The following is a 13760-nucleotide window of genomic DNA, read 5'->3' as shown; positions in this document are numbered from 1 at the left end:
GCAGTCCTCCCAGGCAGGTGCGAGTTGGGTCGGTTGTCGGCCCTGACTCCGGCAACCATGCCGCGGCAACCGCACCCACGAGGAGGAAACCGTGATCGGTCTCATCATCAGCTTGATCATCATCGGACTCATCGCCGGCGCCCTCGCGCGGCTCATCGTCCCCGGCAAGCAGCACATCTCGATCCCCATGACCATCCTGCTCGGCATCATCGGGTCGTTCGTGGGCGGGTTCCTCGGGTTCCTGATCTTCCAGCACGACCCGATGGACGGCTTCTTCCAGCCCGCCGGCATCATCGGCTCGATCATCGGCGCCGTCATCGTGCTGTTCATCTACACGCGGTTCGCCGGCCGGAGCGCCCGCACCCGCTAGTCGGACGTGGCCGGGCACGACCCGGCGCACAATCGAAGTCACCCCGAACCGCGCATCCGCGTGGTTCGGGGTGACTTTCGTTGTGCGCCGGCGATCGGCGCCGGGGCGCCCGGCCGCCGCGCGGGGCGCCGCCCGCGTCAGGCGGCGAGCAGGCCCGCCGTGCGCAGGCCGTCCCAGAGCGCCTCGGGCACCGTCGCACCGGCCCGAGCGACGTTCGAGCGCACCTGCTCCGCCGACTGCGCACCGAGGGCGATCGCCCGGACGGCAGCCGCCCGGCGCGGGAACGCGAGCGCGGCCTCCGGCAGCGTGACGCCGTGCCGTTCGCACACGTCGGCGATCGCGTTCGCCCGTTCGACGAGCGACGCCGGCGCCGCCGCGTAGTCGTACGTTGCCGAGGCGTCCGGCCGGTCCCGTCCGAGCAGCCCCGAGTTGTAGACGCCGACCGCGACCACGGCGACCCCGAGGTCCCCGCACCGTGCGACCAGCGCCGCCGCGGGCTGCTCGAGCAGCGTGTACCGGCCGGCGAGCATGACCACGTCGCACATGCCGGTGGAGACCGCTGCCTCGAGGGCCTCGACGGAGTTCGACCCGACGCCCACCGCACGCACCACTCCCTCGTCCCGGAGCTCGACGAGCGTCGGCAGCGCCTGGGTCAACCCGTCCCGCAGTGAGTACACGTCCGGGTCGTGCAGGTAGGCGATGTCCACGTGGTCGAGCCCGAGCCGCCCGAGCGACTCGTCGAGGGACCGCCGCACGCCCGACGGCGAGGGATCCCACTGCCGGACCAGGTCGTCCGGCACCGCGAACCCGCCGGAGTCCAGGTCGTCACCGTCGCCCCGCCCGGGCACGAGCAGGCGTCCGACCTTCGTCGACACCAGGTAGTCGGACCGCGGCCGTTCGGCGAGTGCCGCTCCGAGCCGCCGCTCGGACAGCCCGAGCCCGTAGTGCGGCGCGGTGTCGAAGCCGCGGACCCCGGCCTCCCACGCGGTGTCGACCGTGGCCCGCGCCTCGTCGTCGGACACCTCGCGCAGCAGGTTGCCGATCCCCGCACCACCGAACCAGAACGGTCCGCGGTCGAGGTCCGGGGCCGTCACGCGTCCACCTGGTCCGCGAGCGACCACACCCGGGGGATGCCGTCGTCGCTGCCGGAGTAGTCGTCGTCCGCCTCGAGCAACGGGTTCACCACCGCCTGCCACTCGGCGTTCACGGGGTCGTCGGCGAGCGCCCTCCGCATCGCCCGGTAGTCGTCGACCTCGACGAGGTGCACGAGGTCCTGCCCGTCCCGCCAGATCGTCCAGTCCTGCACCCCGGCCGCGCGGAGCCGTGCCGCCAGCGCGGGCGGGACCGAGGCGTGCACGCGTTCGTACGCCGCCTCGCTCCCCGCCCGCAGCCGGGTCCTCGTCAGGATGCGCTGCATCAGTCGCGCAGGAAGAGCTCGACCACGGGCACCGCCACGTCCGGCCGGACGATCGGCAGGGTGAGCGTCAGCGTCCCCGCGGGCTGCCCGCCGAGGCCGGTGTTCTGCGCCCGGGTGCCGGGCGCGATCTCGCGGTAGTGGATCTCCGACGCGTCGTTCAGGAGCTGGGCGTACTCGACCCGGCCGGCGAGGTCGGCGAGGTGCACGTGCTCGAACGGCCACGTGAAGAGGTGCAGGTACAGCCGGTTCCCGTTCTGCGTGTAGACGGTGCCCGCCGGCGCCCGGAACGACGACGGTCCGGCGCCGTACACCGACCGCGCGTGCTGGTGCATCCACGTGCCGATCCCGGCGAGCGCCGTCCGTGCGACCCCGTCGAACTCGCCACGACCGGTCGGACCGACGTTGAGGAGCATGTTCCCGTTGTTCGAGACCCCGTCGACGAGCATGCGCACGAGCAGGTCGGTGCTCTTGACGTTCAGGTTGTCGCGGTCGTACCCCCACGAGCCGTTGAGGGTCTGGCAGGCCTCCCACGGCACCTGGACGCCGTCGACCTCCATCGGCTTGTCCGGCTGGTACTGCTCCGGCGTGACGATGTCCCCGGGCAGGTCGAGCCGGTCGTTGACGATGATGCCGGGCTGGAGCCGCTTGGTCAGCGCCAACAGCTCCTCGGAGCCCCAGTCGTCGCGGCCCTTGCCGCCCCAGATGTCCTCGTGGTCGTTGTCGCGGTACGAGAAGTCGTAGAACAGGTAGTCGATCCGCCCGTAGTCGGACAACAGCTCCGTCACCTGCCCGTGTAGGTAGTCCCGGTAGCGCGCCATGTCCCGGCCCTCGTTCAACGCGGCGATCGCCTCGTCGCCGTCGTCCCGCCTCGGGTGCACGCCGTCGATCGTGAAGTCCGGGTGGTGCCAGTCGATGAGCGAGTGGTAGAACCCGACCCGCAGTCCCTCGGCGCGAACGGCGTCGACGAACTCGCGCACGATGTCGCGGCCGAACGGGGTGTTGGTGGACTTGTAGTCGGTCAGTGCGCTGTCCCAGAGCGCGAAGCCCTCGTGGTGCTTCGTGGTGAGGACGACGTACTTCATGCCCGCCTCACGTGCTCGTCGCGCCCAGTCGGCGGCGTCGAACAGGTCCGGGTCGAAGTGGTCGAAGTACTTCTGGTAGTCGGCGTCGGTGATCCGCTCGCGGTTCTTCACCCACTCGTGCCGTGCCGGCAGGGCGTAGAGCCCCCAGTGGATGAACATGCCGAACCGGTCGTGGGTGAACCACGCGGGCAGGCCGGAGGGATCGGTCGCGGTCTGCGGCTCTGCAGGTGCGGTGATGGTCATGTGGCCAGTGTTCCTTTCACGAGTACAGCACGTCACCGGCCGCCGAGGCCGCTGGTGACGATGCCCTTGACGAGGTGCTTCTGCAGCAGGACGAGGAGGATCACGGTGGGGAGCATCGAGATCACCGAGGCCGCCATCACGAGGTTCCACTCGGACCCCTGCTGCCCGAAGAACTGCTGCAGGCCGAGCGGGATCGTGCCGTGGGCCTCGACGTCGTTGACCACGACGAGCGGCCAGAGGAACGAGTTCCAGTAGGAGATGAACGAGAAGACCGCGAGCACGGCCATCGTCGGCCGGGCGAGCGGCAGCATCACCGAGACGAAGGTCCGGATGGCGCCGGCGCCGTCGACGCGTGCTGCGTCGTCGAGCTCCTGCGGCACGGTGAGGAAGAACTGCCGGATCAGGAACGCGCCGAGCGCCGTGAACGCCCACGGGGCGATGAGCGCCTGGAAGGTGTCCACCCACCCGAAGCCCTGCATCATCACGTACATCGGGATGACGAGGACGTCCTGCGGGATCATCAGCGTCACGAGGAAGAGCAGGAACACGGTGTTCCGCCCCCGCCAGCGCAGCCGCGAGAACGCGTACCCGGAGAGCACGGCCACGACGACGTTGATCACGGTGCCGGCAGCCGCCACGAAGATCCCGTTCAGGATGAAGCGGGCGAACGGCAGGTAGGTGAACGCCTGGACGTAGTTGTCCCACTCGAGCGAGCGTCCCCAGAGCGTCGGCGGCGTGGTGAACACCTGGTCCGCCGGCTTGAGGCTCGTCGCCACCATGTAGATGAGCGGCGAGACGAAGAGCAGCGCGACGAGGCAGAGCAGCGCGTAGCCGATCGCGTGCCGGAGCCGTCCGGGCCGGGGCGCCGAGGCGGTCCGGGGCACGGACCGCGGGTTGACCGTGCGGTTCGACGTGGTGAACCCGCTCGTGCGGGGCTTGGTCAGCTCACTCATAGTGCACCCACCGCTTCTGCCCGAGGAACTGGACGGCCGTGATCCCGAGGATGATGACGAACAGCACCCAGGCACCGGCGGAGGCCAGCCCGAGCTGCTGGTTCTGGAAGCCCGTGTTGTAGATGTACTGCACGAGGGTCTCCGTCGCCGTGCCCGGTCCGCCCTTGGTGAGGACGAACGGCTGCACGAACACCTGGAACGAGGTGATCAGCGTCATCATCGTGGCGAAGAACACCGACGGCGAGATGAGCGGGAACTTGATCGCCCAGAACGTCTGCCACGCGTTCGCGCCGTCGAGCTGCGACGCCTCGATCTGGTTCTCGGGCACGGCGTCGAGGGCCGCCGAGAAGATGAGCATGTTGTACCCGAAGCCCTGCCAGACGCTCATGGCGACGATGGCGAGCATCGCCCAGTGCTCGTCGGCGAGGAAGTTCGGCGCGTGCACGCCGACCGTCGACTGCAGGGAGGCGTCGATCGCGCCACCCGGCTGGTAGAGCATCCGCCACACCACGACGTTCGCGACGATCGGCGTGATGGTCGGGATGAAGAACAGCACGCGGAAGACGTGTCGACCGGCGATCCGCGGCGTCAGCCAGGCAGCGAGCCCGAGCGACACGACGAGGTTGAGCGGCACGTACAGCACCACGAACAGGGCCGTGTTGAGCGTCACCGTCCGGAACACCGGATCGGCGAAGAGCCTGGCGTAGTTCTCGATGCCGGCGAAGCTGCGCTCGCCGAGCATCGGCCAGTTCATGAAGCTGACGACGAGGGAGGCGATGATCGGGAACGCCGTGAAGACGACCAGCCCGATGGAGTGCGGCGCGGCGAAGGCGGCGCCCCACCACGAGCGCCGACCGACGACGCCGTCGGCGTCACCGCCCTTGGGGCGGGGCGTGGCCGTGCCCGTCGCGACCGCGGTCGCGACGGCGGGGACCGCCGGTGGATCCTGGATGGTGGTCATGCGACGACCTCCTCGTCGTTCGCGGGTGCTTGCTGTCGGGGTGGCGGACTGGAGGCGCGGGGCGGGGTCGACCCGCGCCTCCAGTCCGTCAGTCGGTCGCGTCGGTCACTGCGTGCCGAGCTGGCCGGCGATCGAGGACATCGTGTCCTTGCCGGACGTCTGTCCGTTGACCGCCTGGAGCGCGTACTGCGTGAAGAGCTGGCCCAGCTGGTCGCTCTGCTTGTTGCCCGGGAGCGGCGAGGACTTGGCGAGGGCCGCCTTGAGCGCGGTCTCGGCCCCGTCGATGCCGGCGCTGGAGTACCACGCGTCCTGCGCCGCGGTCCGGGCCGGGAAGGCACGCCCCTGCTCGGCGAGGGACGTCAGGACCTTCTCGCTGGTCATCGTCTGGACGGCCTTGAACGCCTGCTCCGGGTACTTGCACTGCTTCGAGACGCCGAAGCCGGAACCGGCGGCGAAGGTCGACGGGCCCGAGGTCCCGGCCGGCAGCGTCGTGACGCCGAGGTCGAACTTCACCTTGGCCTTCTGGCTGATCAGCGACCACGGACCGTCCGTGTACATCGCGACCTTGCCGGCGGCGAAGTCGTTGCCGGGCGTCGAGGTGTCCGACGACGCCTGGGTCGCGTAGCCCTTCTTCACCAGGCTCGCGAGCCAGTCCAGGCCGTCCGCGAACTTCGTGTCGGTGGCGTCGATCTTGCCGGCCTTCGTGATCACCCGGCCGCCGTTGTAGCCGTAGATCATCGACTCGAGGTTGAGGTCGCCCACGGTCGAGCCGAACTCGGTGATGCCCTTCGCCTTGAGCGCCTCGCCGGCCTGCTCGAAGTCGTCGGTGGTCCACCCGGGCTCGGGGTCGGCCACGCCGGCCTGCTTGAAGAGGTCCTTGTTGTAGAACATCAGGATGGGCCCGGTGTCGTACGGCAGACCGTAGAGCTTGCCGTCGACCTTCATGCCGTCGAGCGCCGTGCTGTCGTACGCCGACAGGTCGAGGCCGTCTTTCTTCGCGAGGTCGTCGAGCGACAGGAGCGACGAGGTGTAGTTCGCCGCGCGGAGCGACTGCATGCTCACGATGCACTGGGCGCTGCCGGCGCTGAGCTGCGTGCTGAGCTTCGTGAAGTAGTTCTCGAACGGGGCGCCCTGGATCGTCAGGGTGATGCCGTCCTCGCTCTTCACGGTGTCGGCGACCTTCTGCCAGGCGGCCTTGTCCTCCTTCCCGGCGATCCACATGGACCAGGTCATGGCGTCCTTGGACTGGCTGCCGCCGGCACTGCTGCCGGAGGAACAACCAGCGAGGACGAGCGCGGTGGCGGCGGCTGCCGCCAGCCCCGCGACGATTCGGCGTCGGTGCATCGGAGTCTCCACTTCGTCGTGGTGATCAGGGTGGGGGGTCGGTACGGGAGGAACGTGGTGCGGGTCAGGGGCGTCGGGCGTCGCGATCGGGGTGCGTCAGGCGACGCGGACGGGGTCGGTGTGCGTCAGGCGACGCGGACGGGGTCGGGGTGCGTCAGGCGACGCGGACGGGGTCGGGGTGCGTCAGGCGACGCGGACGGGGTCGGTGTGCGTCAGGCGACGCGGACGGCGTCCGGGACGCTCGCGTCGACGGCGGCCCAGACCGGGCCGTCGGGGAACGCGTGGTCCTCGAGCGTGGCGGCGTGCATCTCGGTGCCCGCGCCGGGAGCGGTGGGGGGCCAATAGCGGCCGTCGTGCACGTCGACCGGTGTCACGAAGTGCTCGTGCAGGTGGTCGACGAACTCGATGCAGCGGGTGTCGAGGTCTCCGGTGAGCGCGACGGCGTCGAACATCGAGAGGTGCTGCACCGCCTCGCACAGACCGACCCCGCCGGCGTGCGGGCAGACGCGGACGCCGTACTTGGCGGCGAGGAGCAGGATCGCGAGGTTCTCGTTCACCCCGGCGACCCGCGTGGCGTCGATCTGGAGCACCGACATCGCGTCCGCCTGGATGAGCTGCTTCGCGATCACCCGGTTCGCCATGTGCTCCCCCGTCGCCACCGGGATCGGTGCGATGCGGCGGGCGATCTCGGCGTGTCCGAGGACGTCGTCGGGGCTCGTGGGCTCCTCGACCCACGCGATGTCGAACGGGCGGAGCCGCTCGATCCACGTGACCGCCTCGTCGACGTCCCAGCGCTGGTTGGCGTCGATCGCGATCCGGATGTCCGGACCGACCGTGGCGCGGGCGATCCCGAGCCGTCGGACGTCCTCGTCGATGTCCCCGCCGACCTTGAGCTTGATCTGGGTGAAGCCCTCGTCGACGGCCTCGCGGCAGAGGCGGGCGAGCTTCTCGTCGTCGTAGCCGAGCCAGCCGGGGGTGGTGGTGTACGCCGGGTAGCCCTCGCGCTCGAGGCGGCGTCGGCGCTCGGCACGGAGCGGCACGGCGGCCTCGAACAGTTCCCGTGCGTCGGCCGGGGTGATGGCGTCGGAGAGGTACCGGAAGTCCACCAGGTCGACGAGCTCGTCCGGGCTGAGATCGGCGAGCAGCGCCCAGAGCGGCTGCCCGGCGCGCTTCGCCCGGAGGTCCCAGAGGGCGTTCACCACGGCGCCGATCGCCATGTGCATCACGCCCTTCTCGGGCCCGAGCCACCGGAGCTGCGAGTCGTGGACGAGCGTGCGCCACGTCCCGCCCATGTCCGAGAGGACCGATTCGGCGTCCGCGCCGACGACGTGCTCGCGGAGGGCGGCGATCGCTGCTTCCTGCACCTCGTTGCCGCGGCCGATCGTGAAGACGAAGGCGGTGCCGACGTGGCCGTCCAGGGCGTCGGTCGCGATCTCGACGTAGGCGGCGGAGTAGTCGGGCGCCGGGTTCATGGCGTCGGATCCGTCGTGGTCCCGGGAGGTCGGGAACCGGACGTCGCGGACGCGCAGACCGGTGATGCGGCTCATCGTGTCTCCTACCCGTTCGGTCTCCGTCGACCGAACGGACTCATCGAAACATCCGATGTCTCTGCTGTCAAGGGTCTTCTCGTTCAGGTTTGCGCCGGAATGCGCGGTGAGTCGTCCGATGAATGCGGATGCGCCCCCGCTCCGGAGTGGAGCGGGGGCGCATCCGGGTGATCCGGTTACCGCGCGTGCAGGGTGAAGGTGATGTCCTTCGTGCCCGCGGACTTGAGGGTCCGGGTGAAGGTGTCGTCGGTGATGACGGCACCGGTCGTGTACGACCACTTCCCGTCAGCGCCGGCGATCACGTGCATCAGGTACTTCGACCCGGAGTAGACGTCGACGCGGGCCTTCGGCTCGGCCGTGCCCTCGATCAGCTGCTTCTGCCCCTTGGCGAAGGTCGTCGTCGACACCGTGATCGGCGCCGTCTGCTCCTGCTCGGCAGCGATCAGCGTGAAGGTGACATCCTCCGCACCCTCGGACTTGAGCGTCCGGGTGAACGTGTCGGTGTTGATGACGGCACCGGTCGTGTACGACCACTTCCCGTCAGCGCCCGCGGTCACGTTCATGAGGTACTTCGAACCCGAGGAGATGTTCACCTTGGCCTTGGGCGCGGCCGTGCCCTCGATCAGCTGCCGCTTCCCCGTGACGAACGTCTCGGTGGCGACCGTGATCGGCGGCGTCTGCGGTCGTTCCGACGGCACGATCGTGGCCTGCAGGGAGCGGTACTCGCCTCCCCCGAAGCCCGACACGATGATCGGGGTCCGGCCGGTGATCGGCTCGCCGCTCGTGGCGACCCAGTTGCCGTCGGCGTCGGCGATCACGATCTTGCCGTTCGAAGGATCCCCGGGCAGCCCTCGGAAGTGCACCACCGCGAACGCGTCGGACGTGCCTCGGATCGTGGCGCGTTCTCCGACCACGAACGACTGCCCGCTCGCGAACGCCAGGTCGTGCTCGACGACGTCGAGGTCCGGGTCGGCGGTGGCGGTGCGCGTGACCGCGGAGCCCGCGACCGTGAACGTCAGGTCGTACCGGTCGGCCGTCGCGGCACGGTCGGAGGACGCGATCGCCCAGGCGCCGTCGACGTCCGCCACCACCCAGTTGGTCTTCGACGGACCGGAGGCGGACGGCAGCCCGTCGACCGTGATCCGGGAGAACGGCAGAGCAGTGCCGGACAGGCCGACGGTCCCGCCCGGGACGTAGGTGAGCCCGCGTTCGATCGTGAACGCCTCGAACTCGCCCTCGCGCGGCGCCTGGTCGATCACGGCGGTCACCACCGGACTGACCGTGCCGTGCTGCTGCCCCTGCACCCGGACCTCGAACACGTTCGTCACCGGGTCCGCGCTGGTCGCCGTCCAGTTGCCGTTGCGGTCGGCCACGACCCCGTACCCGAGGGTCCGCCCCGGAAGGCCGTCGACCCGCACGCTCGTGTAGGCGTCAGCCGTCCCGGTCACCGTGGCGACCTCGCCACGGACGTACGTCTGCCCCTCGGTGACCGTGACGTCGCGCTGCACCGGGACGAAGGACTCGTCCGCAGTCGCCCGCTCCGACCGCGATGATCCGCCGACCGTGAAGGTCAGGTCGTAGCGGTCGGCGGTGGCCGATCCGTGCAGCGTGACGAGCTGCCACGTGCCGTCGTCGTCGGCGGTGACGCGGCGGGTCGTCCCGGAGCCGGAACCGCCGTGCTGCTCGGGCAGTCCGTCGACGGTGATGATGGAGCCGGGGAGCGCCTCCCCCACCAACACGAGCCGACTGCCCGGTGCGTACACCAGACCCTCCTCGATCGTGAACGCCTCGAACTCGCCGGGCCGCACCTCCTGCTCGACCCGCTCCTGCACCCAGCGACTCTGCCCGAGTCCCTGACCCCGTGCCTCGAGCAGGAGCGCACCGAACGCCGGCTCCTCGCTCGTGATCGACCAGTCGCCGTTCTCGTCGGCAGTGGTGCCGGTACCCGGCTGGCCGGGCTTCCAGCCAGGGAGCCCGAGCACCGCGACGGAGGTGTACGCGTCGGCCGTTCCGGTGACCGTGAGCGCCTCGCCCCGGACGAAGCGCTGCTCCGCCGGGATCGTGAGTTCTCGCTCGGCGAGTCGGTAGCCGTCCGTCGCACGCGTGGTGACGTCGATCGACGCCCCGCCCGAGGCGACGGCGAGGTCGTAGGACTCGGCGAGCGCCGACCCGGGAACGGTGAACACGATCCACTTGCCGCTCTGGTCGGACCGCACCGTGACCGGTCGGTCGATCGTGCCGCCCTTGCGGGGGAGCCCGGTGATGGTGACGTCGGCGTTCGGCGCTGCCGTGCCGGTCAGACCGAGCCGGTCCCCCGGTGCGTACTCGAGGCCGTGTGTGACGGCGAGTGCGGCGGTCGTGTCCTGCTGCGCTGTTCGCTCGGCGGCCTGCGACGCGGACGTCGACGGCTCGGCGGCCGTTGCCGGGGTGGCGGGGAGGGTCACGAGGCCTGCGAGGACCGCGACGGCGATCGCACCACCGGCGCAGCGTCGGCCCGTCGTCGTGTGGTGTTTCTGCTGTTCCATGTTCTTGCTCACTTCGCGGTCAGGGTGAAGGTGACGTCGTCCGTCCCGACGGACTTGAGGGTCCGGGTGAACGTGTCGGTGGTGATGACGGCGCCGGTCGTGTACGACCACTTCCCGTCAGCGCCCGCGATCACGTGCATCAGGTACTTCGACCCCGAGTACACATCGACGCGGGCCTTCGGCGCGGCCGTGCCCTCGATCAGCTGCTTCTGCCCCTTGACGAACGACGTCGTGGCGACCGTGATCGGCGCCGTCTGCTCCTGCTCGGCAGCCGTCAACGTGAACGTCACGTCCTTCGCCCCCTCCGACTTGAGGGTCCGGGTGAAGGTGTCGTCGGTGATGACGGCACCGGTCGTGTACGACCACTTCCCGTCCTCACCCGCCACGACGTGCATCAGGTACTTCGACCCCGAGTACACATCGACGCGAGCCTTCGGCGCAGCCGTGCCCTCGATCCGCTGCTTCTCACCCTTCACGAACGACGTCGTCGCCACCGTGATCGGCGCCGTCTGCTCCTGCTCAGCAGCCGTCAACGTGAACGTGACGTCCTTCGCACCCTCGGACTTGAGCGTCCGGGTGAAGGTGTCGCCGGTGATCGCAGCCCCGGTCGTGTACGACCACTTCCCGTCCTCACCCGCGATCACGTGCATCAGGTACTTCGACCCCGAGTACACATCGACGCGAGCCTTCGGCGCCGCGGTGCCCTCGATGCGCTGCTTCTGTCCCTTGACGAACGACATCGTGGCGACCGTGACCTCGTTCGCCGGTGCATCGGCCGCTGCCGTGAAGGTCGTCTCGACCTCGTGGTCGTTCACCCCGAGCAGCCGGAGCGTGAAGGAGTCCTGGGCGGCGAAGGTGGGGCTGATCCGGAGGGACCACGTGCCGTCCTTCCCGACGGTGAGCTTCGGGTCCGAGATGTACTTGCCGTCGAGCCAGTAGCGGATGTCCGTGCCGGGGAGGCCGGTTCCCTGGAGCGTCAGCTGGTCACCCTTCGTGTAGGTCGTCCCCGAGGTGATCGTCACCGGCGTCGGCTCGGAGTCCGGGTCGGCCGTGAAGGTCGTGGTCGTGTCGTGGCCGTTCACGCCGACGAGTCGGAGCGTGAACGAGTCCTGTCGGGCGAACGTCGGGCTGATGGGGAGCTCCCACTTCCCGTGCTCGTCGACCGTGACCGGTGCGGTGGAGAGCGCGTCGTCCACCCAGTACTGGATCCGCGTCTCGGGCAGCCCGGTGCCGACGACGGTGAACGGGTCGCCCTTCGTGTACTCGGTCCCCGAGGTGATCGTCACCGGCGTCGGCTGCGCGTCCGGATCGGCGGTGAAGGTCGTGGTGCTGTCGTGCCCGTTCTCGCCGCGGAGTCGGAGCGTGAAGGAGTCCTGCCTCGAGAACTCGCTGAGGATCGGGAGCTCCCACTTCCCGTGCTCGTCGACGACGAGCCAGGGTTCCGAGACGTAGGCGTCGTTCACCCAGTAGTCGATGACCGAGTTCGGCAGCCCGGTGCCGGTGATCGTGAACGGGTCGCCCTTGGCGTACTCCGTGCTCGAGGTGATGGTGACCGGCAGCGTGCCAGCGTCCGAATCGGCCGTGAACGTCGTGGTGGTGTCGTGCCCGTTGACGCCGACGAGCCGCAGGTCGAGCGTCTCACCGCCGGTCAGGGACGGCGGAAGCTGGAGGGACCAGCGCCCGTCGACGTCCGTGTGCAGCTGGGGACTGATGCCCGGAACACCGTTGACCCAGTAGTGGATCCGGGTCTCCGGCACTCCGGTCCCCGTGACCGTGAGCGACGCTCCCCGCGTGTACGAGGTCCCCGACGTGATGGCGACGGGCGTGATCTCGGCGTCGGGATCCGCCGCGAAGGTGGCCCCGGCTTCCTGCCCGTTCAGACCGAAGAGCCGGAGCTCGAACGAGTCACGCCCCGCGAAGGCCACGCCGATCGGCAGCGTCCAGCGCCCGTCGTCGTCCACCGTGAGTTCTGGCGACGAGATGAGCTTGCCGTCGATCCCGTAGTTGATCGTCGTGTTCGGCAGTCCGGTACCGGTGACCTTGAACGGCTCGCCCTTGACGTAGGACGTGCCGGACTCGATGGTGATCGGCACGGGCTTCGCGTCCGGGTCGACGGTGAAGGTCGTGGTGCTGTCGTGGCCGTTCTCCCCCACGAGCCGGAGCGCGAACGAGTCGCGAGCGGTGATGCCCGCGCTGATCGGCAGCGACCAGCGCCCGTCGGCGTCGACGTCGATCTCCTTCGGCCCCGGGGCGCCGTCGATGAAGTACTGGATCGTCGTGCTGGCCAGCCCGGTGCCCGAGACGGTGAGCGGTTCGCTCGTCGTGTACTCCGTCGCGGATGTGATGGCGATCGGCGTCGGCTGCGCATCGGGGTCTGCGGTGAACGTCGTCTCGATCTGGTGGTCGTTCGTCCCGCGCAGTCGCAGGGAGAAGGAGTCCTGTCCGGCGAACGCTGCACCGATCCGGAGCGACCAGGTTCCGTCCTTGCCGACCGTGATCTCCGGGTACGAGATGTAGCTGTCGTTCACCCATGCCATGACGGTCGTGTTCGGGAGCCCCGTGCCCGTGATGGTGAAGGGCTGACCCTTGACGTAGTCCGTGCCCGACGTGATGGTGACCGGGGTGCGCTCGGCGTCCGGGTCCGCCGTGAAGGTCGTCGTGGAGTCGTGCCCGTTCTCGCCGTACAGCCGCAGTCTGAACGAGTCCCTCGCGGACACGAACGCGGCACTGAAGTCGAGCGCCCACTTGCCGTCGGAGTCGGTCCGCAGGATCGGGTTCGTGAGCGGCTCGTCGTCGATCACGACCTGGATGCTCGATTTCGGCAGACCGGTGCCGGTGATGGTGAGTGGATCACCCTTGATGTAGGTCGTGCTCGACGTGATCGTCACGGGTGTCTGCTGACCGTTCGGGTCGGCGGTGAAGGTCGTCGTGGAGTCGTGCCCGTTCTCGCCGTACAGTCGCAGCGTGAACGAGTCCATCGACTCGACGAACGCCGCGCCCAGGTGCAGCGTCCACTCGCCCTCGGAGTCGGTCGAGAGATCCTGGTCGGGGAGCCGGTCGTCGTTGATCCAGACACGGATCGTCGAGTCCGGGATGCCCGTGCCGGAGATGGCGAGCGGGTCACCCTTGACGTAGGTCGTGCTCGACGTGATCGTGACCGGGGTGGTGGCGTTGTCGGCGCTGCGGGCGACCGACGCCGCCGCCTGCGCGGGGGCGGCCGTCGAGAGCGCCGGACCGCTCAGGAGGACGAGGCCAGCGACGCCGAGCGCACAGGCGCGGGCGATCGTGGATCGTGGGTGCATGGGAGAGTCCTTCCTC

The 13760-nt window shown here is 69.5% G+C and carries 10 protein-coding genes; 1 reads left to right on the top strand and 9 read right to left on the bottom strand.

What is annotated here, in order from left to right:
* The first annotated feature begins 91 nt into the window (after positions 1–91).
* On the top strand, positions 92–370 hold the full coding sequence (locus JSX79_RS08045) for a GlsB/YeaQ/YmgE family stress response membrane protein (RefSeq protein WP_071295836.1): 279 nt from the start codon (positions 92–94) through the stop codon (positions 368–370).
* A gap of 137 nt (positions 371–507) precedes the next feature.
* Here JSX79_RS08045 and JSX79_RS08040 read toward each other — a convergent pair whose 3' ends face one another.
* The 9 genes from JSX79_RS08040 to JSX79_RS08000 all read right to left on the bottom strand — a co-directional run bounded on the left by JSX79_RS08040 (position 508) and on the right by JSX79_RS08000 (position 13744).
* On the bottom strand, positions 508–1464 hold the full coding sequence (locus JSX79_RS08040) for an aldo/keto reductase (protein ID WP_229085760.1): 957 nt from the start codon (positions 1462–1464) through the stop codon (positions 508–510).
* The gene (locus JSX79_RS08035; protein WP_229085759.1) at positions 1461–1787 is read right to left on the bottom strand and encodes an L-rhamnose mutarotase; all 327 of its coding nucleotides are present in this window, start codon (positions 1785–1787) and stop codon (positions 1461–1463) included. The genes JSX79_RS08040 and JSX79_RS08035 overlap by 4 nt, the downstream gene beginning before the upstream one ends.
* Positions 1787–3112: an alpha-L-fucosidase gene (locus JSX79_RS08030; protein WP_229085758.1), complete on the bottom strand. Its 1326-nt coding sequence runs from the start codon at positions 3110–3112 to the stop codon at positions 1787–1789. The genes JSX79_RS08035 and JSX79_RS08030 overlap by 1 nt, the downstream gene beginning before the upstream one ends.
* Before the next feature lie 32 nt (positions 3113–3144).
* Positions 3145–4065: a carbohydrate ABC transporter permease gene (locus JSX79_RS08025; RefSeq protein ID WP_229085757.1), complete on the bottom strand. Its 921-nt coding sequence runs from the start codon at positions 4063–4065 to the stop codon at positions 3145–3147.
* Positions 4058–5026, bottom strand: a complete 969-nt coding sequence (locus JSX79_RS08020; RefSeq protein ID WP_070417844.1) for a carbohydrate ABC transporter permease — start codon at positions 5024–5026, stop codon at positions 4058–4060. Before JSX79_RS08020 ends, JSX79_RS08025 begins: the two co-directional genes overlap by 8 nt.
* Positions 5027–5131: 105 nt before the next feature.
* Complete coding sequence (locus JSX79_RS08015; RefSeq protein ID WP_229085756.1) at positions 5132–6370, bottom strand: sugar ABC transporter substrate-binding protein; 1239 nt, start codon at positions 6368–6370, stop codon at positions 5132–5134.
* A 212-nt stretch (positions 6371–6582) separates the two neighbouring features.
* Complete coding sequence (locus JSX79_RS08010) at positions 6583–7917, bottom strand: enolase C-terminal domain-like protein (RefSeq protein WP_229085755.1); 1335 nt, start codon at positions 7915–7917, stop codon at positions 6583–6585.
* Positions 7918–8093: 176 nt separating this feature from the next.
* Positions 8094–10454, bottom strand: a complete 2361-nt coding sequence (locus JSX79_RS08005) for a hypothetical protein (protein WP_229085754.1) — start codon at positions 10452–10454, stop codon at positions 8094–8096.
* Complete coding sequence (locus JSX79_RS08000; RefSeq protein WP_229085753.1) at positions 10451–13744, bottom strand: hypothetical protein; 3294 nt, start codon at positions 13742–13744, stop codon at positions 10451–10453. The genes JSX79_RS08005 and JSX79_RS08000 overlap by 4 nt, the downstream gene beginning before the upstream one ends.
* Positions 13745–13760 lie beyond the last annotated feature (16 nt).

The sequence above is a fragment of the Curtobacterium sp. GD1 genome (genome assembly GCF_020882855.1).
GTDB lineage: Bacteria > Actinomycetota > Actinomycetes > Actinomycetales > Microbacteriaceae > Curtobacterium.
The sequence above is the reverse complement of the archived record's forward strand: the minus strand, read 5'-3'. Positions and strand labels throughout refer to the sequence as shown.